Annotated in this window: 17 protein-coding genes; 13 read left to right on the top strand and 4 right to left on the bottom strand. The window is 69.9% G+C overall.

Annotated elements, in window-relative coordinates; all coding sequences use genetic code 11:
• Positions 1-22: 22 nt before the first annotated feature.
• Entirely contained in the window at positions 23-1,225 is a 1,203-nt protein-coding gene (gene rocD, locus AMYAL_RS0141955) for an ornithine--oxo-acid transaminase (protein WP_020637305.1), read from the bottom strand.
• A gap of 156 nt (positions 1,226-1,381) precedes the next feature.
• Here rocD and AMYAL_RS0141950 point away from each other — a divergent pair, with 156 nt between their 5' ends.
• From AMYAL_RS0141950 to AMYAL_RS0141940, 3 genes are read left to right on the top strand one after another with little or no spacing between them, the layout of a single operon-like run.
• The gene (locus AMYAL_RS0141950) at positions 1,382-2,236 is read left to right on the top strand and encodes a PPK2 family polyphosphate kinase (RefSeq protein ID WP_020637304.1); all 855 of its coding nucleotides are present in this window, start codon (positions 1,382-1,384) and stop codon (positions 2,234-2,236) included.
• A gap of 12 nt (positions 2,237-2,248) precedes the next feature.
• Positions 2,249-4,372: a S9 family peptidase gene (locus AMYAL_RS0141945; protein WP_020637303.1), complete on the top strand. Its 2,124-nt coding sequence runs from the start codon at positions 2,249-2,251 to the stop codon at positions 4,370-4,372.
• Entirely contained in the window at positions 4,369-5,319 is a 951-nt protein-coding gene (locus tag AMYAL_RS0141940) for an LLM class F420-dependent oxidoreductase (protein WP_020637302.1), read from the top strand. Before AMYAL_RS0141945 ends, AMYAL_RS0141940 begins: the two co-directional genes overlap by 4 nt.
• A 218-nt stretch (positions 5,320-5,537) precedes the next feature.
• On the opposite strand, the gene AMYAL_RS0141935 is transcribed toward AMYAL_RS0141940, so the two are convergent.
• The gene (locus AMYAL_RS0141935; protein WP_020637301.1) at positions 5,538-6,614 is read right to left on the bottom strand and encodes an NAD(P)/FAD-dependent oxidoreductase; all 1,077 of its coding nucleotides are present in this window, start codon (positions 6,612-6,614) and stop codon (positions 5,538-5,540) included.
• 87 nt (positions 6,615-6,701) lie between these two features.
• Between AMYAL_RS0141935 and AMYAL_RS0141930 the strand changes: the two genes are divergently transcribed.
• A complete protein-coding gene (locus tag AMYAL_RS0141930; protein WP_020637300.1) occupies positions 6,702-7,127 on the top strand; it encodes a MarR family winged helix-turn-helix transcriptional regulator in 426 nt (141 codons plus the stop codon).
• Position 7,128: 1 nt separating this feature from the next.
• Here the strand turns inward: AMYAL_RS0141930 and crcB (AMYAL_RS0141925) are convergent, their stop codons facing one another.
• Both crcB (AMYAL_RS0141925) and crcB (AMYAL_RS0141920) read right to left on the bottom strand, forming a co-directional pair.
• Positions 7,129-7,503, bottom strand: a complete 375-nt coding sequence (crcB, locus tag AMYAL_RS0141925; RefSeq protein ID WP_020637299.1) for a fluoride efflux transporter CrcB — start codon at positions 7,501-7,503, stop codon at positions 7,129-7,131.
• Positions 7,500-7,910: a fluoride efflux transporter CrcB gene (gene crcB / locus AMYAL_RS0141920; RefSeq protein ID WP_039794946.1), complete on the bottom strand. Its 411-nt coding sequence runs from the start codon at positions 7,908-7,910 to the stop codon at positions 7,500-7,502. The genes crcB (AMYAL_RS0141925) and crcB (AMYAL_RS0141920) overlap by 4 nt, the downstream gene beginning before the upstream one ends.
• A gap of 171 nt (positions 7,911-8,081) precedes the next feature.
• Here crcB (AMYAL_RS0141920) and AMYAL_RS50920 point away from each other — a divergent pair, with 171 nt between their 5' ends.
• From AMYAL_RS50920 to AMYAL_RS0141875, 9 genes are all read left to right on the top strand, one after another.
• Positions 8,082-8,213, top strand: coding sequence for a hypothetical protein (locus AMYAL_RS50920; protein WP_005157133.1), 132 nt, complete (start codon positions 8,082-8,084; stop codon positions 8,211-8,213).
• Positions 8,214-9,395 (top strand): cupin domain-containing protein, encoded by a 1,182-nt coding sequence (locus AMYAL_RS0141910; RefSeq protein WP_020637297.1) that lies wholly within the window; start codon positions 8,214-8,216, stop codon positions 9,393-9,395.
• Positions 9,396-9,480: 85 nt separating this feature from the next.
• Entirely contained in the window at positions 9,481-10,428 is a 948-nt protein-coding gene (locus tag AMYAL_RS0141905) for a ferredoxin family protein (protein WP_020637296.1), read from the top strand.
• A 72-nt stretch (positions 10,429-10,500) separates the two neighbouring features.
• A complete protein-coding gene (locus AMYAL_RS0141900) occupies positions 10,501-12,405 on the top strand; it encodes an intein-containing Rv2578c family radical SAM protein (RefSeq protein ID WP_209447284.1) in 1,905 nt (634 codons plus the stop codon).
• Between the two features lie 272 nt (positions 12,406-12,677).
• Positions 12,678-13,256: an organomercurial lyase gene (merB, locus tag AMYAL_RS0141895; protein ID WP_020637294.1), complete on the top strand. Its 579-nt coding sequence runs from the start codon at positions 12,678-12,680 to the stop codon at positions 13,254-13,256.
• Between the two features lie 117 nt (positions 13,257-13,373).
• Complete coding sequence (aspS, locus tag AMYAL_RS0141890) at positions 13,374-15,146, top strand: aspartate--tRNA ligase (RefSeq protein WP_020637293.1); 1,773 nt, start codon at positions 13,374-13,376, stop codon at positions 15,144-15,146.
• Positions 15,146-16,087 (top strand): DUF389 domain-containing protein, encoded by a 942-nt coding sequence (locus AMYAL_RS0141885; RefSeq protein ID WP_020637292.1) that lies wholly within the window; start codon positions 15,146-15,148, stop codon positions 16,085-16,087. The genes aspS and AMYAL_RS0141885 overlap by 1 nt, the downstream gene beginning before the upstream one ends.
• A 78-nt stretch (positions 16,088-16,165) precedes the next feature.
• Positions 16,166-17,353 (top strand): hypothetical protein, encoded by a 1,188-nt coding sequence (locus AMYAL_RS0141880; protein ID WP_020637291.1) that lies wholly within the window; start codon positions 16,166-16,168, stop codon positions 17,351-17,353.
• A 62-nt stretch (positions 17,354-17,415) separates the two neighbouring features.
• Entirely contained in the window at positions 17,416-18,264 is an 849-nt protein-coding gene (locus tag AMYAL_RS0141875) for an SGNH/GDSL hydrolase family protein (RefSeq protein WP_026467893.1), read from the top strand.
• Positions 18,265-18,306 lie beyond the last annotated feature (42 nt).

Below are 18,306 nucleotides of genomic sequence, written 5' to 3'. Positions count from 1 at the left end.
ACGTACCGGCCGCCCGAAAGGTTCACCGGGTCTTGACGACCTCCGTGATCGCGTCGATACCCCGGTCGAGTTCCTCGCGGCTGATCACCAGCGGCGGCGCGATCCGCAGCGTGTGGTCGTGCGTCTCCTTGCACAGCACGCCGCGTTCGGCCAGCGCGGTGGACGCCTCCCGGCCGGTCGGCCCGCCGGGCGCGATGTCGATGCCTGCCCAGAGCCCGCGCCCGCGGACCTCGGCCAGCCCGTTCCCGACCAGTTCGCCGAGCCGGGAGTGCAGGTGGGCGCCCAGCTCCCGCGAGCGCTCCTGGAACTCGCCGGTCTTCAGCAGCCCGACCACGGCCCGGCCGATCGCGCAGGCGACCGGGTTCCCGCCGAAGGTGGAGCCGTGCTCGCCCGGCCGCAGCACGCCGAGCACGTCCTTGCCGCCGACCACGGCCGAGACCGGCATGATCCCGCCGCCGAGCGCCTTGCCCAGGGTGTAGACGTCGGCGCGGACGCCTTCGTGGTCGAGCGCGAGGACGGTGCCGGTGCGGGCGAGACCGGACTGGATCTCGTCGGCGATCAGCAGGACGTTGTGCTCGTCGCACAGCCGCCGTGCCTCGGCGAAGTAGCCGGCGGGCGGCACGATCACGCCCGCCTCGCCCTGCACCGGCTCCAGCAGGATCGCGGCGGTGCGCTCGGTGATGGCGTCGCGCAGCGCTTCGGCGTCGCCGTATTTGACGGTGACGAAGCCCGGCGTGAACGGGCCGAAGTCGGCGCGCGCCGTCTCGTCGGTGGAGAAGGACACGATGGTGGTCGTGCGGCCGTGGAAGTTCGAGCCCGCGACGACGATCTCGGCGGTCCCGTCGGGGACCCCCTTGACCCGGTACGCCCACTTGCGGGCGATCTTCACCGCGGATTCGACGGCTTCGGCGCCGGAGTTCATCGGCAGGGTCATCTCGGTGCCGGTCAGCTCGGCGAGCTCCCGGCAGAACAGGCCGAGCTGGTCGTGGTGGAAGGCGCGCGAGGTCAGCGTCACCCGGCCGAACTGCTCGACCGCGGCGGCGATGAGGCCGGGGTGGCGGTGCCCGAAGTTCAGCGCCGAGTAGCCGGAGAGGAAATCGAGGTAGGTCTTGCCCTCCACGTCGGTGACCGAAGCACCCTCGGCGGTGGCGATCACCACGGGCAGGGGGTGATAGTTGTGCGTGCTCCACTGCTCGTCGAGCGCGATGAAGTCGGCGGTCGTCATGCGTTCAGGTTAGATGCCTACCCAGCTGCTTTCATCCGGGAAACGTTGCTTTGACCCGTTGTTCGTTGCGTATCGACTCCTTCGGGTGGCGAAATCATGCAGGCGAGTACTTGATCACCGGAGGCGCGCGGCCCGGACCGCGGTTATCGTCGCCGGATGGCGAAAAAGGACACCGGCTCCGTTCGGGACGCGCTGCGGATCGGCAAGGGAACCGAGCGGCACGACCCCGGCACGTTCCCGATCGGACCGAAGAAGAAGCCCAAGGCGCTCGAAGAACTCGCCGACGCCGGGGCGAAGCTCGCGAAGCTGCAGGAGGCCCTCTACGCCGAGGGCGTCGGCGGCGGGAACCGCAGTCTCCTGCTGGTCCTGCAGGGGATGGACACCTCCGGCAAGGGCGGCACGGTGGGCCACGTCCTCGGCCTGGTCAACCCGATGGGCGTGCGGTACGCGGGATTCAAGAAGCCGACCGCCGCGGAGGCACGCCACCACTACCTGTGGCGGATCCGCAAGCAGCTCCCCGTGCCGGGACAGGTCGGCGTCTTCGACCGCTCCCACTACGAGGACATCCTGGTCCCGCGCGTGCAGAAGCTGGTGCCCGCCGCGGAATGGCGCAAGCGCTACGCCGAGATCAACGGGTTCGAGCAGGAACTCGCCGAGGCGGGAACGACGATCGTGAAGGTCTTCCTCGACATCTCGCCCGAGGAGCAGCTGAAGCGGCTCAAGGCGAGGCTGGAGACCCCGGCGAAGTGGTGGAAGTACAACCCCGCCGACCTCGACGCGCGTGCCCAGTGGGACGACTACCAAAAGGCCTACGCCGACGTCTTCGCCAAGACCTCGACGGAGACGGCGCCCTGGTACGCCGTTCCCGCCGACCACAAGTGGTATCGCAACTACCTGGTCGCGCGGCTGCTGATCGAGGCGATCGAGGAGATGGACCCGAAGTTCCCGCCCGCCGACTTCGACCCTGAGACGGAGCTGAAGAAGCTGGAAGGCGTTGGCGTCCCCGCTTGATCGTCTGAGAGAGTGCGGGACGTGACCGACACCAGCCTCGAGGATCTCCCGTTCCTCCGCCGTCAGGCCCGTACTCAGCGCTTCACCCTCGGCGCGCCGAAAGAGTTCAAAGTCGCCCCGGACGGCTCGCGCGTCCTGTTCCTGAGGACCGAGTCCGGCACCGACGCCCGGCACAGCCTGTGGGCGTTCGACGTCGCGTCGGGCGAGGAGACGAAGCTGGTCGACGCGGCCGAACTGCTGCCCGGTGAAGAGGATCTGCCGCCCGAGGAGCGTGCCCGCCGCGAGCGCAGCCGGGAGACGGGCGGCGGCGTGGTCGGCTACGCGGTCGACGACGCCTTCACCGTCGCCGCGTTCTCGCTCTCGGGCAAGCTCCACACCCTCGACCTGGTCACCGGCGAGGTGTCCGTGCTGGTCGACGGCTCGGTCGTGGACCCGCGGCCCAGCCCGGACGGCGCTCACGTCGCCTACGTCCGGGACCGGCGCCTGCGGGTGATCGAGCGGGCGACCGGCGCGGACCGCGTGCTCGTCGAGGAAGACGGCGAGGACATCGCCTGGGGGCTCGCGGAGTTCATCGCGGCCGAGGAGATGGGCCGCACTCGTGGTTACTGGTGGGCCCCGGACGGGAAGAGCCTGCTGGTCGAACGCTCCGACCGGGCGGCCGTGCCGCGCTGGACGATCGCCGATCCGGCCAATCCGCAGTCGGCGGCCAACGTCGTCGCGTATCCGGCGGCGGGGACGGCGAACGCGGACGTGACGCTGGCGATCCTCGGCCTCGACGGTTCCCGCGTCGACGTCGCGAAGACCGACTGGGAGTACCTCGCCGCGGTGCACTGGTCGGCGGCGGGCAAGCCGCTGCTGTCCGTGCAGTCGCGTGACCAGCGCACCCTGGATATCCAGGCGGTCGACCCGGCGGACGGTTCGGTCGAGGTGCTGCACACCGAGACCGACGAGCACTGGGTCGAACTCGCCGCGGGCGTCCCGGCGTGGACCGCCGACGGCCGGCTGGTGCGCGAGAGCGCCGCCGACGGTGACCACCGGCTGATCGTCGACGGGGCCGCGGTCACCCCGTCCGGACTGCAGGTGCGGTCGATCCTGCACGTCGGCGACGAGGTGCTGTTCAGCGCGTCCGAAGCCGATCCGACGCAGATCCACGTTTTCCGCACCGAAGGCGGCGAACTCCGCCGCCTGTCCACTGAGGACGGTGTGCACGTCGGCTCCGGGAACGCCTCGCTGACCGTGCTTTCGTCGTGGAGCCTGGAACGCAGCGGCCCGGTGGTGACCCTCGTCTCCGGCGAGAAGACGGTGGCGCGCATCGGTTCGTACACCGTGGACCCCGACGTGGTGCCGAACCTGACCTGGCTGACGCTGGGGGAGCGGGGCCTGCGCGCCGCGCTCGTGCTGCCGACCGGGTACGAGGAGAGCGAGGGCAAGCTCCCCGTGCTGCTCGACCCGTACGGCGGCCCGCACGCCCAGCGTGTCCTGCAGACCCGCAACGCCTTCCTGACCCCGCAGTGGCTGGCGGACCAGGGCTTCGCGGTGTTGGTCGCCGACGGTCGCGGGACACCCGGCCGGGGTTCGGGCTGGGAGAAGGAGATCGCGGGCAAACTCGCCGACGTCACCCTCGCCGACCAGGTCGACGCCTTGCACGCGGCGGCCGCGCTGCATCCGGAACTGGACCTGGAACGGGTCGCGATCCGCGGCTGGTCCTACGGCGGTTACCTGTCCGCGCTGGCCGTGCTGCGCCGCCCCGACGTCTTCCAAGCCGGTGTCGCCGGTGCCCCGGTGACCGACTGGTCCCTCTACGACACGCACTACACCGAGCGCTACCTCGGGCTTCCGCAGAAGGACGCGGCTTCGTACGAGCACAACTCGCTGATCGCCGGAGCCGGTGATCTCTCGCGGGCACTGCTGATCGTCCACGGACTGGCCGACGACAACGTTTTCGTCGCCCACTCGTTGCGCCTTTCGTCGGCACTGCTGGCCAAGGGGCGCGCGCACGTGTTCCTGCCGCTGGCAGGCGCGACGCATATGACGCCGCAAGCCGAAGAGGTCGCGGAGAACCTGATGCGCACGCAGGTGGACTGGATCGTGCGCGAGCTGTCCGGTGGCGCGGCCAAGAGCGAGGAGAACGCATGAAACGGTGGGGCATCACCATTCCGCTGACCGGGGTACCGCTCGCGGCGCACAAGGAGATGGTGCAGGAGCTGCCGGATCTCGGCTACACCGACGCGTGGTCGGCCGAGACGGCGGGCAACGACGCCTTCACCCCGCTGGTGCTGGCCTCGCAGTGGGCGCCGCAGCTGCGGCTGGGCACCGCGATCGTGCCGGTGTACACGCGCGGACCCGGTCTGCTGGCGATGAGTGCGGCCACGGTCGCGGAACTGGCGCCCGGCCGGTTCGTGCTCGGCATCGGCGCGTCGTCGCCGGTGATCGTGAAGAACTGGAACGCCGCCGAGTTCGAAGCCCCCTTCGCCCGTTCGCGGGACACGCTGCGGTTCCTGCGGTCGGCGCTGGCGGGGGAGAAGGTCACCGAGACCTACGAATCCTTCTCCGTCAGCAAGTTCCGGCTGGAACGGCCCGCCGACCCGCCGCCGTCGATCATGCTCGCCGCCCTGCGACCGGGGATGCTGCGGCTGGCCGCGAAGGAGGCCGACGGCGCCATCACCAACTGGCTCGCCGCCTCCGACGTGCCGAAGGTCCGGGCCGAGATCGGCCCGGACACCGAACTCGCCGCGCGGATCTTCGTCTGCCCCACCGAGGACAAGGCCGCCGCGCGCGGGCTCGGCCGGATGCTCATCTCGAGCTATCTGACCGTGCCGGTGTACGCGGCGTTCCACGAATGGCTGGGCCGCGGCGAGGCGCTCGCGCCGATGCGCGAGGCGTGGGCCGCCGGCGACCGGCAGAAGGCGAACCAGGTCATCCCGGACGAGGTCGTCGACGACCTGATCGTCCACGGCAGCCTGGATTCCTGCCGTGAGCAGGTGCAGTCCTATGTGGACAACGGGCTGACGACGCCGATCATCGCCCTGCTGCCGACGGGTGAGGATCCGTTCGCGCAGGTGCGGGGCCTCGCTCCGCGCTGACGCCTCGTGAGTGGCAAGGATGGGTCCAACCGTCCTTGCCACTCACGAGCCACTTGACCTGAGGCCTGCGTGCCCTGGCGGTCATGTCGCGAAAGCCACTTTCGGGACATCAGACGTCGCGAAAGTGGCTTTCGCGACACGTGGCCGCGTCTGGGCCGCCGTCCGGGCTGGGCAGTCACTCGGCGGTCATGAGTGATCAGTGTCGTTAGAACGGAGGCCTACGCCGTCCTGAACATCTCCTCGTAGCGGGACACCATCATGTGCGACCCCTTGATCTGCGAGGTCGTCGCCGCGTCCAGGATCCCGGCCTCCTCGGCGTAGGTCGCGCCCCCGGAAGGCCCGAGCGGCAGCGAGATCATCGGCCCGCCAGGGGTGTGGGTCCGCAGTGCGCCGCCCTCGATCAGCGCGCGGATGTTGGCCACGACGACCTCCGCGTGGTCGCCTGCCACCTTCGCCAGTTTCCCTTCCGGCAGCGCGGTGATGTCGCCGAGCGCGAACACCCGCGGCTGACCGGGGAGCCGCAGGTCGGCGTTCACCTCCACCCGGCCGTCCGGCCGCCGGGCAGAGGCGAGGGAGCCGTCGAGGTACGCGGTGTGCGGCGCGCCGCCGTAGCACTGGAACCACAGGTCCGCGGTCACCTCGCCGCCATCGGTGAGCGCCGAGGTGAACGTCTTCGCCTGCCCCGGTTCCGAGACCGGCGGTTCGGTCAGCGACGTGCCGAGCACGAGTTCGACGCCCAGTCCGTCGAGCTGGCGGCGGATCTCCGCGCGGAATTCCTCCGGGAAACCGGGCAGGATCTCCTTCGCCGGGTCGACGATCGTCACGGCCTTCTCCGGCCATACCGCCTTGATCTCGCCCGCCAGTTCGAGGCCCACCGGGCCGGCACCGAGCAGCAGGACCTTCTCCGCGCCCGCGAGTTCTTCCCTGGTGGCGCGGATCTTCGCCTTCGCCGAAGCACTGTCCTGGAAATCGATCTTCGCCGGGAACGGGTACGCCGCGCCGGTCGCCAGCACGACGTAGTCCGGCGTGAGCCGCTCACCCGAAGCGAGCATGACGCCGCCCTGGTCCACGCTCACCGCGCTGTCGCGCAACACCCGGCCCCGCTCGAGAAGCCGGGCGTACGGGTAGAAGAGCCGATCCGTCCACTCAGGATCGACGAGTCCGCGCAACGCGGCGACGTGGTGGACGAAATCCTCGCGCGGCTCGACGAGGACGACGTCGGTGAACGAGTCCAGTTCCTTGGCGACGGTGATGCCGCCGTATCCCCCGCCGATGACGGCCACGGTCGTACTCATGGGAGCCCCCTAGTTCGTAGTACGTAATGTTTGTACTGCGAACTACAGTAGTTCGTACTCCCAACCATCGTCAAGTAGACTGCGGCTATGACCACGGCCGAAGACCTCGGATTCGCGACGGCACTGGTGCGGCTCTCGCATCTGGTGCAGCGGGCTTTCATCGACGTCGGCCGGTCTCACGACCTCACGCCGCAGCAGGCGCAGCTGCTCTGCGTGCTGGCGCAGGGGGAGACAGGCGTCGGGATGACCGACCTCGGCCGGCTGCTGAACCTGGAGAAGTCCAGTGTCACCGGCCTGGTGGACCGGGTGCAGCGGCGCGCGCTCGTCGAGCGGGTCGCGGATTCCGGTGATCGCCGCGCGCTCAAGATCACGCTGACGGAAGAGGGACTCCGGCTCGCGAACGCCGCTCACGAAGGCGTCGTCGACAAGATCGAGGAGATGGCGGCGGGACTCCCGGCCGAACAGCGTGAGGCGATCGCGGCGGCCGCGGTGCGGATGGCGCCCGAAGACTGATTCAGGGCCAGACGGCGGCGGCGAGCAGGAGGCCCGCCGCCGCGGCGCCGATCCCGGCGGCCATCGTGACACCGGCGTTCAGCACGGCACGCGCCTTCGTCTTCTCGGTGAACAGGCGCAGCGTTTCGTAGCCGAAGGTCGAGAACGTCGTGAGCCCGCCGCAGAACCCGACGGCCAGCAGGGAGCGGATCCCGTCCGGCTGGCCGCCGTGCAGCGCCCAGCCGGTGAGGACCCCGAGGATCGCCGAGCCCGCGATGTTGACCGTCAGCGTGCCCCACGGGAAGGTGTCGCCCCGCCGCGCCCGCACCCGCAGGTCGGTCAGGAACCGCAGGATCGCGCCGAGACCGCCGCCGAGTGCGACGAAAAGAACGGTCATTTCTTCACCGCACGGGTGATCTCGTGCCCGGCGTAGACCGCTACCAGTGCGGCGACCACCGTGCCGAAGGCGTACGCCAACCCGGTGAACGGACGCCCGTTCGTCACGAGATCGAGTGTGTCCGTCGCATAGGTCGAAAACGTGGTGTAACCGCCGAGGATCCCGACTCCGAGGAACGGCCGCAGCAGCCGGTGCGGGTCCGCCGCCGCGGTCAGCAACGCCATCAGGACACCGATCAGCAGGCAGCCGGAAATGTTGGTGACGAAGGTCGAAAGCGCGAACTGGCCACGGGAATGGGGGAGCGCGACGGACAGTCCGTAGCGCGCCAGGCTGCCCAGCGCGCCACCCGCGCCGACGGCCGCGAGCACGTCCCATCGCGGGCGCTGGATGGATGCCGGTTCAGCCATGGACGGCAGCTTAGAACCGCTGTCCGGGTGAACTCGCGCCGCGGTGTCGAAGATCGCTCACCAGGCCGTTTTTCCCTGCTGGACAGTGAATTTTCTCGAAACGTGTCGTAGGCTTGGCGGCGCTCCAGGCCGAATTTCGGTCCGTCCGCTCGTCTGAGAAAAGGTGGCAGGATGGCACAGGAACAGTCAGGTACGCAGGCTCCCGACAGCGGTTTGCTGCTGGAGGTCGAGAAGATCCCGACCGCGGTCGACCGCGGGAAGGCCAACGGCGCGGCCGCCGACAACGACGGCAACGACGGCTGAGTGCCCGAAACGCCGACACTGGCTGACCTCGTGGCTCCGCTCGGGGTCAGCCAGTTCTTCCAAGAAGTCCAGGGCGAGACCTATCGCCGTTTCGAGGGCCCCGCGGGCCGGTTCGCCGACCTGTTGCCGTGGCCGGCGCTGAACGCGATCCTCCGGCAGCATCGCCTGGAGTTCCCGCGGCTGCGCCTCGCTCTCGACGGCACCCCGGTGCCGATGGAGAGCTACACCGATCTCGTCCCCACCCGCCGCAGCGGCACCGTCCCCCGCCTGCGGTCCGCTCCGTTCACGGAGCACCTCCGCGACGGCGCGACGGTGGTGCTCGACGCCATCCAGGAACTCAGCGACCCGATCGGTGACCTCGCCAGGGGGCTCGAACACGACCTCCGCGAGAGCGTCCAGGTCAACCTGTACGCGGGCTGGGGCGTCACTCACGGTTTCGACGTGCACTGGGACGATCACGACGCGTTCATCATCCAGGTCGCGGGCCGCAAACGCTGGCGGATGCACGGCCCGACCAGGCCCGCTCCGCTGCATCGCGATGTCGAACAGCCCGAGCGGCCCGGTGAACCGATCGACGACTTCATCCTCGAAGACGGCGACGTCCTCTACGTTCCCCGCGGGCACTGGCACGACGTCACCGCGGTGGGGGAGATGTCGCTGCACCTCACCCTCGGGTTCAGCCCGGCCACCGGGATCGACCTGGTGTCCTGGCTCGCCGACAAGCTGCGGGCGAGCACCGTGTTCCGCCGGGATCTCCCGAGATCCGGGACGGAGGAGGAGCGCGCCGACCGCGCCGCCGCCCTGCGCGCGGAACTGGAAGCCGCGCTGACCACCGACGTCGTCGACAGGTTCCTGGCCGAGCGCGACTCGGCGGCCCCGGCGCATCCGCGCGTCGGGCTGCCGTGGGCGGCGACCTCCGGCCTGCTGCCCGACGGCGACGAGACCGAGGTCCGGTTCCTCGTCCCGAGGGCGGTGCTCGAAGAAGACGACGGCCGGGTGACGCTGCTCGCGGACGGCAGACGGTTCGTTTTCGCGGCTGCCGCGGCGCCGGTGCTGAAGACACTGCTCGACGGCACGCCGCAGGCGGTCAAGCGACTCGCCGAGGTGTCCGAACTCGATCGGGGGACCGTGCGGGCCTTCCTCGGTGAGCTCACCACGCAGGGACTTCTCTCGATCGGCTGAATCTCACAGAAGAGGACAAGTGTGAAGGGAGCTCGGACGGGGTAAGCTAAGGCATGCCTAAGGTCAAGTCCGGAGGGGTCAGGCGATGACCGCTCAGCTCTCGGACACCGACGCTCCGCCCGCAGCGTTGCCGGGCTGCGCGACCGTCGCGCGCATGCTCGGCGCGAGTCCAGCCGGCACCGCGGCGGACATGCGCTGCTGGCTGCTCATCGAGCAGCCGGGCCCCTGGCCAGCGGATGCGCTGGAAAACGTCCTCGACGAGGCGTTCCCCGCCGAGCGGCGCGAGCTGCTCGAGAACTTGAGACGGTCTCACGGGCTCCGCCCGCTGCTGATCCGTCGTCCCGGCAAGCATCAGCGAGACCCGGATCGCCGCCGTTCCGTGTACGTCGGCGGGGGCGAACCGGGCAACCGCTGGCTGGAACGCCTGGAGATCCGCGACCTGAGTGATCTGGCCGAGCTGGACCTCGACCTGATCGTGGACGGCGTCGGCGGGCTCGGCGAGCGAGTGGACGGGCCGCTGTTCCTGGTCTGCACGCACGGCACCAAGGACATGTGCTGCGCGGTGCTCGGCCGCCCGCTGGCCTCGGCGCTCAACACCAATCACCCCGGTCGCTCCTGGGAGGTCAGCCACGTCGGCGGCGACCGCTGGGCGGGCAATCTCCTCGTGGTCCCCGACGGTTTCCTGCACGGCCAGCTCAACCCGGCCGAGGCGGCACTGGTCGCCAAGGCGGCCCTGCGCGGGCAGGTCGAACCGGAGCAGCTCCGCGGCCGGACGTCCGCCCGGACGGCGTGGGCGCAGTTCGCGGAGATCGCGATCCGGCGGCGGCTCGATCTGTCCGGTTTGGACGACGTGCTCGCCGTCCAGGAGGAGCCGCTGCTCGAACCCGACGCGCGGGTGGTCACCGTGCGCGGCGGCGAAGACTTCTACGCGGTGACAGTGCGGCGCCGGTCGGCGACGCCGCGCGGGGAGAGCCGGTGCGCGGGACTGATCCAGCCTGCCGGCTACGTGGCGGAGGGCATCGAAAGGCGGTAGGAACGCGGCGAAGATCACCCGCGTTCGAACACCTGTTTGACACCTGTCTAGAACATGTGTTCGACTGGGCTGGTGCGATGGGATCGACAGCGGGCGGACGGCGGCGAGCCGGTACTGCCCGGATTGGACGGGTTGCTGCGTTCGGTGCGCACGCCCGAATTCGACGGCGTCACCTTTCACGAGGTGCACGCCAAATCCGTGCTGAACAAGGTGTCCGAGGGATCGGGTGTCCCGTTCGGATGGACGGTGAACCCGTACCGCGGCTGCTCGCACGCGTGTACGTACTGCCTCGAAGGCGGCACGCCGGTCCTGATGGCCGACGGCCGGACGAAGCCACTGGCGGACCTGGCGCCCGGCGACGCGATCTACGGGACACGCGGCCGCGGCGCGGGGCGGCGCCTGGTGCCGACGGAGGTGCTGGCGCACTGGTCGACGCTGAAACCGGCGTACCGCGTGACCCTCGACGACGGAACGTCCATCGTGGCCAGTGGCGACCACCGGTTCCTGACCGGCCGTGGGTGGAAACACGTCACCGGCACCCGGTTCGGCGCGGCGCAGCGGCCGCATCTGGTCGGCGGCACCGAGCTCGTCGGCGTCGGGAAGCTTGTCCGCACCCCGGACGACACCCTCGGCTACCGCGCCGGATTCCTCTGCGGGATGTTGCGCTCCGGCGGTTTCTCGGCCGAAAAGGACGCCGCGGACCGCGCGCTCGGGTACCTCCCCGACTTCGGCGCGTCGGTCGGCTTCGTGCAGGTGCCGCCGTCGCCGGATTCCCATTGGCAGCGCGGGTTCCTGGCGGGACTGTTCGACCTCGCCGGGAGTTACCGGCATGGCGCGCTCCGGGTCACCCATGACGAGCAGGACATCGTCTCGACCTTCTGTGCCGCCCTCGACAACTTCGGCTTCCGTTACGTCAAAACCGAAAACGTCAAGTTCCGTCCGTTGTGGACGGTGCAACTGCTCGGCGGGCCGTCGGAAGAGCTGCGGTTCTTTCACCTCGCCGACCCGGCCGTCGGCTGGAAACGGTCGCTCGACGGTCTCGCCATCGGCCGGACCAGGCGGAAGGTGTCGTCGATCGAAGCGCTCGGCATCGAGCTGCCGCTGTTCGACATCACCACCGGGACCGGTGACTTCATCGCCGACGGCATGGTCACGCACAACTGTTTCGCGCGGAACACCCACACGTACCTGGATTTCGACGCCGGCCGTGACTTCGACACGCAGGTGATCGTGAAGGTCAACGCGCCCGAGGTGCTGGCCGCGCAGCTGCGGCGCCCGAGCTGGACCCGTGAACACGTCGCGATGGGCACGAACACCGATCCCTATCAGCGCGCCGAAGGCCGCTACGGGCTGATGCCGCGCATCATCACCGCGCTCGCGGATTCGGGTACGCCGCTGTCCATCCTGACCAAGGGGACCATGCTGGCCAGGGACCTGCCGTTGCTGGAGTCGGTGTCGAAGGACGTGCCCGCCGGGCTGGCGATCTCGCTCGCGCTGCTGGACGAGGGCCTGCAACGCCGCCTCGAACCGGGCACACCGAGCCCGCGGGCGAGGCTCGACCTGATCCGCAAGGCGCGGGACGCCGGGCTCCCGTGTTCGGTACTGGTCGCCCCGGTGCTGCCGTACCTGACCGACTCGGTGGACGCGCTCGACGCCCTCTTCGCGCGGCTGGCCGAGGCAGGCGCCACCAGGGTCACCGTCCTCCCGTTGCATCTGCGGCCGGGCGCGCGGGAATGGTTCGCGCGCTGGCTCGGCCGGGAACATCCGGAACTCGTGCCGAAATACCGGGAGCTGTACTCGCGCGGCGCCTATCTCCCGAAGTCCTATCGGGAGCGGCTGGGAGCCCGTGTCGGCCCGTTGTTGCGCCGTCACGGTTTCGGTTCCCGTGCCGATGACGCGGAACGAATGCAGGTGACGATGCCCGTGCAGCGCTCGGAAGAGGTGGTGCCTGCCGCGGAACAGCTCAAGCTGTTGTGAGGCGCCGGTCCGGCGGGTCGTGAGCATGTCCCGAGCGCCACGCCTGGGACGCTCAACGTCTCGAACGTGGCGCTCGGGACGCGGCGAGTTACTTTTGCCTTGTTCGACCGAAAGATCGACTCTTTTCGCGCAACGCGGAAAACCTCTGCCCGGTGCGCGGCACGTAATGTGAATCTTCTTACCCCACAACGGATTCGGCCGTTCGGCGCAGTCACTTGGCGGAAATCCTTTTCGTGCTTAATCTCAAGGGGAGGAAGGCGAGGAGGTGCCTGTTGACCACCCGTACGGATCGCACCGCCGCTGTCCGCATCGCCTGGGCCGCGACCAAGCTGACCAAAGCGGGCCGGCACCCCATCGCCATCGGCAGGCTCGCCGCCACCGTCGGCATGGACCCCGCCGAGGCACACCGGCTGATGGACCTGATGGGCTTCGTCATCCGTGACGGCCTGGTCGTGATGGACCGCGGTTCCCGGTCCGGCCAGTCCAGGGACGGCTCCGACCGGTACCGGGTGGACCTGTTCCTGCTGGCCGTCGCCACCGGCGAACCCGTGCACGCGGACGCGGTCTGCCCGGCGACCGGGGCACGCGTGCGGGTGCACTTCACCCGCGCGCACGTCTTGAGCGTCGACCCGCCGCACGCCGTCGTCGCCGCGTCACGGCTGTCCGATATCGATCTCACCGTCGGCCAGGACTACGTCGAGGCGCTGGTCTGTACCCAGTTATTCGCCTCGCGGGAGGCGGCCGCGGGCTGGCTGCTGGACAACATCGACGGCCGGGTCCTGTCCGTGCCCGACTACCTGGCCCATACGCGGCGGATGGCCGCGGCACTGGAGGCCTGGCCGACGATCTGAGAACACCTGGTCGCGAGGCATCCGGGGCGATTCGTTAGCCTTTGACGTCGGCGCAGAGCAGTCGAACCGCAGCGCCGTCGAATCGCAGATACGTGATGCCGAAGGAGAGCACCCGCAGTGCTTCGCACCCACAAAGCCGGCACCTTGCGTGCCGAGCACGCCGGTCAGACGGTCACCCTCACCGGATGGGTGGCCCGGCGGCGCGATCACGGCGGCGTCATCTTCATCGATCTGCGTGACGTCAGCGGCGTGAGCCAGGTCGTCTTCCGCGAAGGCGAGATGGCCGAGCGCGCCCACCTGCTGCGCTCCGAGTACTGCGTCCGCATCGTCGGCGAGGTTTCGAAGCGGCCCGAGGGCAACGCCAACACCGAGATCCCCACCGGCGAGATCGAGGTGCTGGTCACCGAGCTCGAGGTGCTGTCCGAGGCCGCCGTGCTGCCGTTCCCGATCGACGACCGGGTCGACGTCGGCGAAGAGGTGCGCCTCAAGCACCGCTACCTCGACCTGCGCCGCAGCGGCCCCGCCGCCGCGATGCGCCTGCGCAGCGAGGTCAACCGTGCCGCCCGTGAGGTGCTGCACGCGCAGGAGTTCGTCGAGGTCGAGACCCCGACCATGACCCGCTCCACCCCCGAGGGCGCCCGCGACTTCGTGGTCCCGGCCCGGCTCAAGCCCGGCTCCTGGTACGCGCTCCCGCAGTCGCCGCAGCTGTTCAAGCAGCTGCTCATGGTCGGCGGGCTCGAGCGGTACTACCAGATCGCGCGCTGCTACCGGGACGAAGACTTCCGCGCCGACCGGCAGCCGGAGTTCACCCAGCTCGACATCGAGATGAGCTTCGTCGAGCAGGACGACGTCATCGCCCTCGGCGAGGACATCGTGACCGCGCTGTGGAAGCTGATCGGCGCCGAGATCCCCCGGCCGTTCCGGCGCATCACCTACGCCGAGGCGATGGAGAAGTACGGCTCGGACAAGCCGGACCTGCGCTTCGACCTCGAACTCACCGACATGACGGCCTTCTTCGCCGATACCCCGTTCCGCGTGTTCCAGGCGCCGTACGTCGGCGCCGTCGTGATGGCGGGCGGGGCCGACCAGCCGCGCCGCACCCTCGACGCCTGGCAGGACTTCGCCAAACAGCGCGGGCACCGCGGTCTCGCGTACATCCTGGTCAACGAGGACGGCACGCTCGGCGGGCCGGTCGCGAAGAACCTGTCGGAGAAGGAGCGCGAGACGGTCGCGGACGCCGTCGGCGCCAAGCCCGGTGACTGTGTCTTCTTCGCCGCCGGCAAGCCCGCCGACGCGCGGGCGCTGCTCGGCGCCACCCGGCTGGAGATCGGCAGCCGTCTCGGCCTGATCGACGAGAACGCCTGGTCGTTCGTCTGGGTCGTCGACTTCCCGATGTTCATCTCGGCCGACGAGTCCGACGACGTCGCGGTCGGCGGCGGCAAGTGGAAGGCGCTGCACCACGCCTTCACCTCGCCCACCCCAGAGTGGATCGGCAAACTCGCCGACGACCCCGGCAACGCGCTGGCCTACGCCTACGACATCGTCTGCAACGGCAACGAGATCGGCGGCGGCTCGATCCGTATCCACCAGCAGGAACTGCAGAAGCAGGTCTTCGAGCTGATGGGCCTCGGCGAGGAGGAGGCGCAGGAGAAGTTCGGCTTCCTGCTCGACGCCTTCGCCTTCGGACCGCCGCCGCACGGCGGTATCGCGTTCGGCTGGGACCGGATCGTCATGCTGCTGGCCAAGGCCGACTCGCTGCGTGACGTCATCGCGTTCCCGAAGACCGGCGGCGGGTTCGACCCGCTGACCTCGGCCCCGGCGCCGATCACGCCGGAGCAGCGCAAGGAGGCGGGCATCGACGCCAAGCCCGCGCCGCCCGCCAAGAACTGATGCTCCATCTCAGGGCCGTGTGCCCGCCGGACCGGACCGACGAAGCGATCCGGATCCTGCGGGCACACGCCGGGACCGCGCACCTCGTCGTGCATCACGGGGTGGCGGTCGCGCCCGAGGGCGACCTGGTCGAGGCGGACATCGCCCGTGAGGCGGCGGACGAGATCATCGAGTCGCTCTGCGGGCTCGATCTCGACCACACCGGCGGGATCACCCTGGAAGCTCTCGACACCGCGGTGTCCGACGCCGCGGACAAGGCCGAAGAGCAGGCGCCGGGTGAAGCCGCGGACGCGGTGGTGTGGCAGGAACTCGTCGGCCGGTCCGGCGAGGAGTCCCGGCTGACCTGGACGTTTCAGGCATTCCTGACCATCGCGTGCCTGCTGGCCTCGGTCGGCGTCATCACGAACTCGGCCGTCACCATCGTCGGCGCGATGGTCGTGGGGCCGGAATTCGGCCCGCTGGCGGCGATGGCGGTCGGCCTGGTGCTGCGCCGCCGGGATCTCGTGCGACAGGGAGGGGCCGCGCTGCTCGGCGGCTTCCCGATCGCGATGGTGATCACCCTCGGTGTGGTGCTGGTGGGCAACGCCACCGGAGTGCTCGAGGTCAGCAAGCTCGCGGACAACCACGAGGTCGATTTCGTTTACCAGGTGGGAATCGCGTCCCTGATCGTGGCACTGCTCGCCGGCGCGGCGGGAATGCTTTCCATGACCTCGGCCAAATCGGCCGCGCTCGTGGGCGTCTTCATCTCGGTGACGACGGTGCCCGCGGCCGGGTACGCGGTGGTCGCCGGGGTTGCCGGTCAGTGGGACCGGTGCCTGTATTCGACCGGCCAGCTGCTGGTCAATCTCATCGGAATCGTTGCAGCTGCGGCCATTGTGCTGACATTGCGCCGTCGTGGGCAACGATCGAGGGTGACGGAACGTCCGCTTTCACGCGGGTGAGTCCGGATCGCGCCAGTGCGCGCGGTTGCCCGGATCTCAGTGGTCATGGTTGCTCAGTCACGAGTAGGGTCGGTGGTAATGACAGTCGATACCTCCTCTGCCGACGATTCGACCGTCGGAGCTGGAGCCGAAACCCTCGCCGTCGCGGCCGCGGTCGCCGCCGGCGAGTCGGTCCTTTCGCGCCGCTTCGGCAGCGCGATCACCCTCGTCGCCCCGGAAGATCTCGCCGGCAGCGGCCCGGCGACGGTCGTGCGGGCGAGAGTGGCGTCGTCGCCGTTCGCGCTGCCGCGCACCCTCGTCATCAAGCACTACCCCGATCCACCGGAACCGGGACGGCCCGATCCGTTCGCGCAGGAGGCGGTCAGCTACCAGCTTTTCACCGCGCTCGCGCCGGAGGACCGGATGTGCCCGGAGCTGCTGGCCCACGACGGCCGGGACAGGGTCCTGGTGATCGAGGACCTCGGCGGCGTCCCGACACTGCACGACAAGCTCCACGCCCGTGACGCGCGCGGCGCCGAACGAGCGCTCCTGTCCTGGGCCCGGTCACTGGGCAGGCTGCACGCGAGCACCGCGAGCCGCGAGCCCGATTTCAACGCGCTGCTGCGCCGCCTGGGCGGCCCGGTCAAGAACGAGGACGCGCCGCTGCCCGCGGTCTGCGCGCAACTGCCGGGGCTGCTGGAGGAACTGCTCGACGTCGAGACGCCGGAGCCGGTGCAGCGGCGGGTCATGGAGGTCGCAGAGCGGGCGGGCTCGCCGTCCTACCGCGCGTTCAGCCCGGTCGATCTCAGCCCGGACAACAACCTCGTGACCAGCGGCGGAGTGCGATTCCTCGACTTCGAACGCGGCCGGGTGCGCAGCACCCTGATGGACGCGGCGTACCTGCGGCTCCCGTTCGCGTCGAGCGCGGACGCCCTGGCGCTGCCGCCGGGGATGAGCGAGGCGATGATCGCCGCCTGGCGGGCCGAGGTCGTCTCGGTCTGGCCCGCGCTCGAGGACGAAGACGCGCTGGCCGAGCACCTGATGGACGGTCAGCTGCTCTTGCTGTGGATCATCACCTGGGAGATCCTCCCGGAGCTGGACCTGGACCGGCACGCCACGCCGATCAGCCGGGAGGCCGCGCTGGTCACCTGGTGGCGGGAACTGGCCAAGCACTCGCTGCGCGCCCGGCTGACGGACATCTCCGAGCACGCCACCCGTGTCGCCGCGGCGCTCGGGGCCAGGCTGGGGCCGCACGCCGACCTCGCCTTCTATCCCGCTTTCCGGTAGTTTTCGCTCGCCTGTCCTCGCCGCGTTACCCAGGCATCACCGCAGGTAAGTCTGCGTGGCCGATGGTGGCAACCGTGACCGTGATCAGTGTCGAAGTCACTCCGAGTCCCGAACCTCTCCTTCCACCTGCCCCGGCCGTACCCCGGTCCGCTCGCAGACTGGTCGTGCTCGGCGATTCCACGGCCGTCGGCCTGGGTGACCCGTTGCCGGACCGGGGCGGCTGGCGCGGGGTCGGCCCGCTCGTCGCCGAGGCGCTGGGCGTCGAGCCGGACGGCTACCTGAACCCGTCGTTCACCGGAGCGCGAATGGGGTGCGTGCTGACGAAGCAGCTTCCCGCGGCCGTGGCGCACCGCCCGGACGTCGCGCTGGTCGTGGCGGGGATGAACGACACGCTGCGTCCCGATTTCAGCGCCGACAAGATCGCCGCGGACCTCACCGAGGTGATCCGTTCACTGGCCGCCGTCGGCACCACCGTGGTGCCGGTGCGCTACCACGACCACGGCAAGGTGTTCCGCCTCCCGCAGTCGTTGCGGCGGGCGCTGAGCGAGCGGGTGGCCGAGCTGAACGCCGCCATCGACGGTGTCGTCGAGCGCGAGGGCGTGCCGTGTCTCGACCTCGAACTGCTGCCGGGCGCCTACGACCTCACCGCGTGGAGCGTCGACCGGCTGCACCCGTCGGAACTCGGGCACCGGATGCTGGCGACCGGGTTCACCGAACGGCTCGCCGAGGCCGGGTTCGCGGTACCGCTGCCGGTCAGCCTGACCTGCTCGGGAGGGGTGGAGCCGAGCACCGCCGGGCACCTCGGCTGGCTGGTGCTCAAGGGTGTCCCGTGGGTGTGGCGGCGGGGCCGCGAGTTCGTGCCGTACGCGGCCGTGATCATGTGGCACTCGTTCCGGGAGCGGCTGCGCTGACCTGTGGCCGGAACCGTCGGTGGCAACGGCTAACGTCGACAC

Origin of the sequence: Amycolatopsis alba DSM 44262 (assembly GCF_000384215.1) — a bacterium.
Classification (GTDB): Bacteria; Actinomycetota; Actinomycetes; order Mycobacteriales; family Pseudonocardiaceae; genus Amycolatopsis; species Amycolatopsis alba.
This window is presented reverse-complemented; position numbering and strand designations above follow the sequence as displayed.

Bases quoted from the DNA above. Each gene is read 5' to 3' on its own strand.
- rocD (WP_020637305.1), bottom strand. From the start codon at position 1,225: ATGACGACCGCCGACTTCATCGCGCTCGACGAGCAGTGGAGCACGCAC.
- AMYAL_RS0141950 (WP_020637304.1), top strand. From the start codon at position 1,382: ATGGCGAAAAAGGACACCGGCTCCGTTCGGGACGCGCTGCGGATCGGC.
- AMYAL_RS0141940 (WP_020637302.1), top strand. From the start codon at position 4,369: ATGAAACGGTGGGGCATCACCATTCCGCTGACCGGGGTACCGCTCGCG.
- AMYAL_RS0141935 (WP_020637301.1), bottom strand. From the start codon at position 6,614: ATGAGTACGACCGTGGCCGTCATCGGCGGGGGATACGGCGGCATCACC.
- AMYAL_RS0141930 (WP_020637300.1), top strand. From the start codon at position 6,702: ATGACCACGGCCGAAGACCTCGGATTCGCGACGGCACTGGTGCGGCTC.
- crcB (WP_020637299.1), bottom strand. From the start codon at position 7,503: ATGACCGTTCTTTTCGTCGCACTCGGCGGCGGTCTCGGCGCGATCCTG.
- crcB (WP_039794946.1), bottom strand. From the start codon at position 7,910: ATGGCTGAACCGGCATCCATCCAGCGCCCGCGATGGGACGTGCTCGCG.
- AMYAL_RS50920 (WP_005157133.1), top strand. From the start codon at position 8,082: ATGGCACAGGAACAGTCAGGTACGCAGGCTCCCGACAGCGGTTTGCTG.
- AMYAL_RS0141905 (WP_020637296.1), top strand. From the start codon at position 9,481: ATGACCGCTCAGCTCTCGGACACCGACGCTCCGCCCGCAGCGTTGCCG.
- AMYAL_RS0141885 (WP_020637292.1), top strand. From the start codon at position 15,146: ATGCTCCATCTCAGGGCCGTGTGCCCGCCGGACCGGACCGACGAAGCG.
- AMYAL_RS0141880 (WP_020637291.1), top strand. From the start codon at position 16,166: ATGACAGTCGATACCTCCTCTGCCGACGATTCGACCGTCGGAGCTGGA.
- AMYAL_RS0141875 (WP_026467893.1), top strand. From the start codon at position 17,416: ATGGTGGCAACCGTGACCGTGATCAGTGTCGAAGTCACTCCGAGTCCC.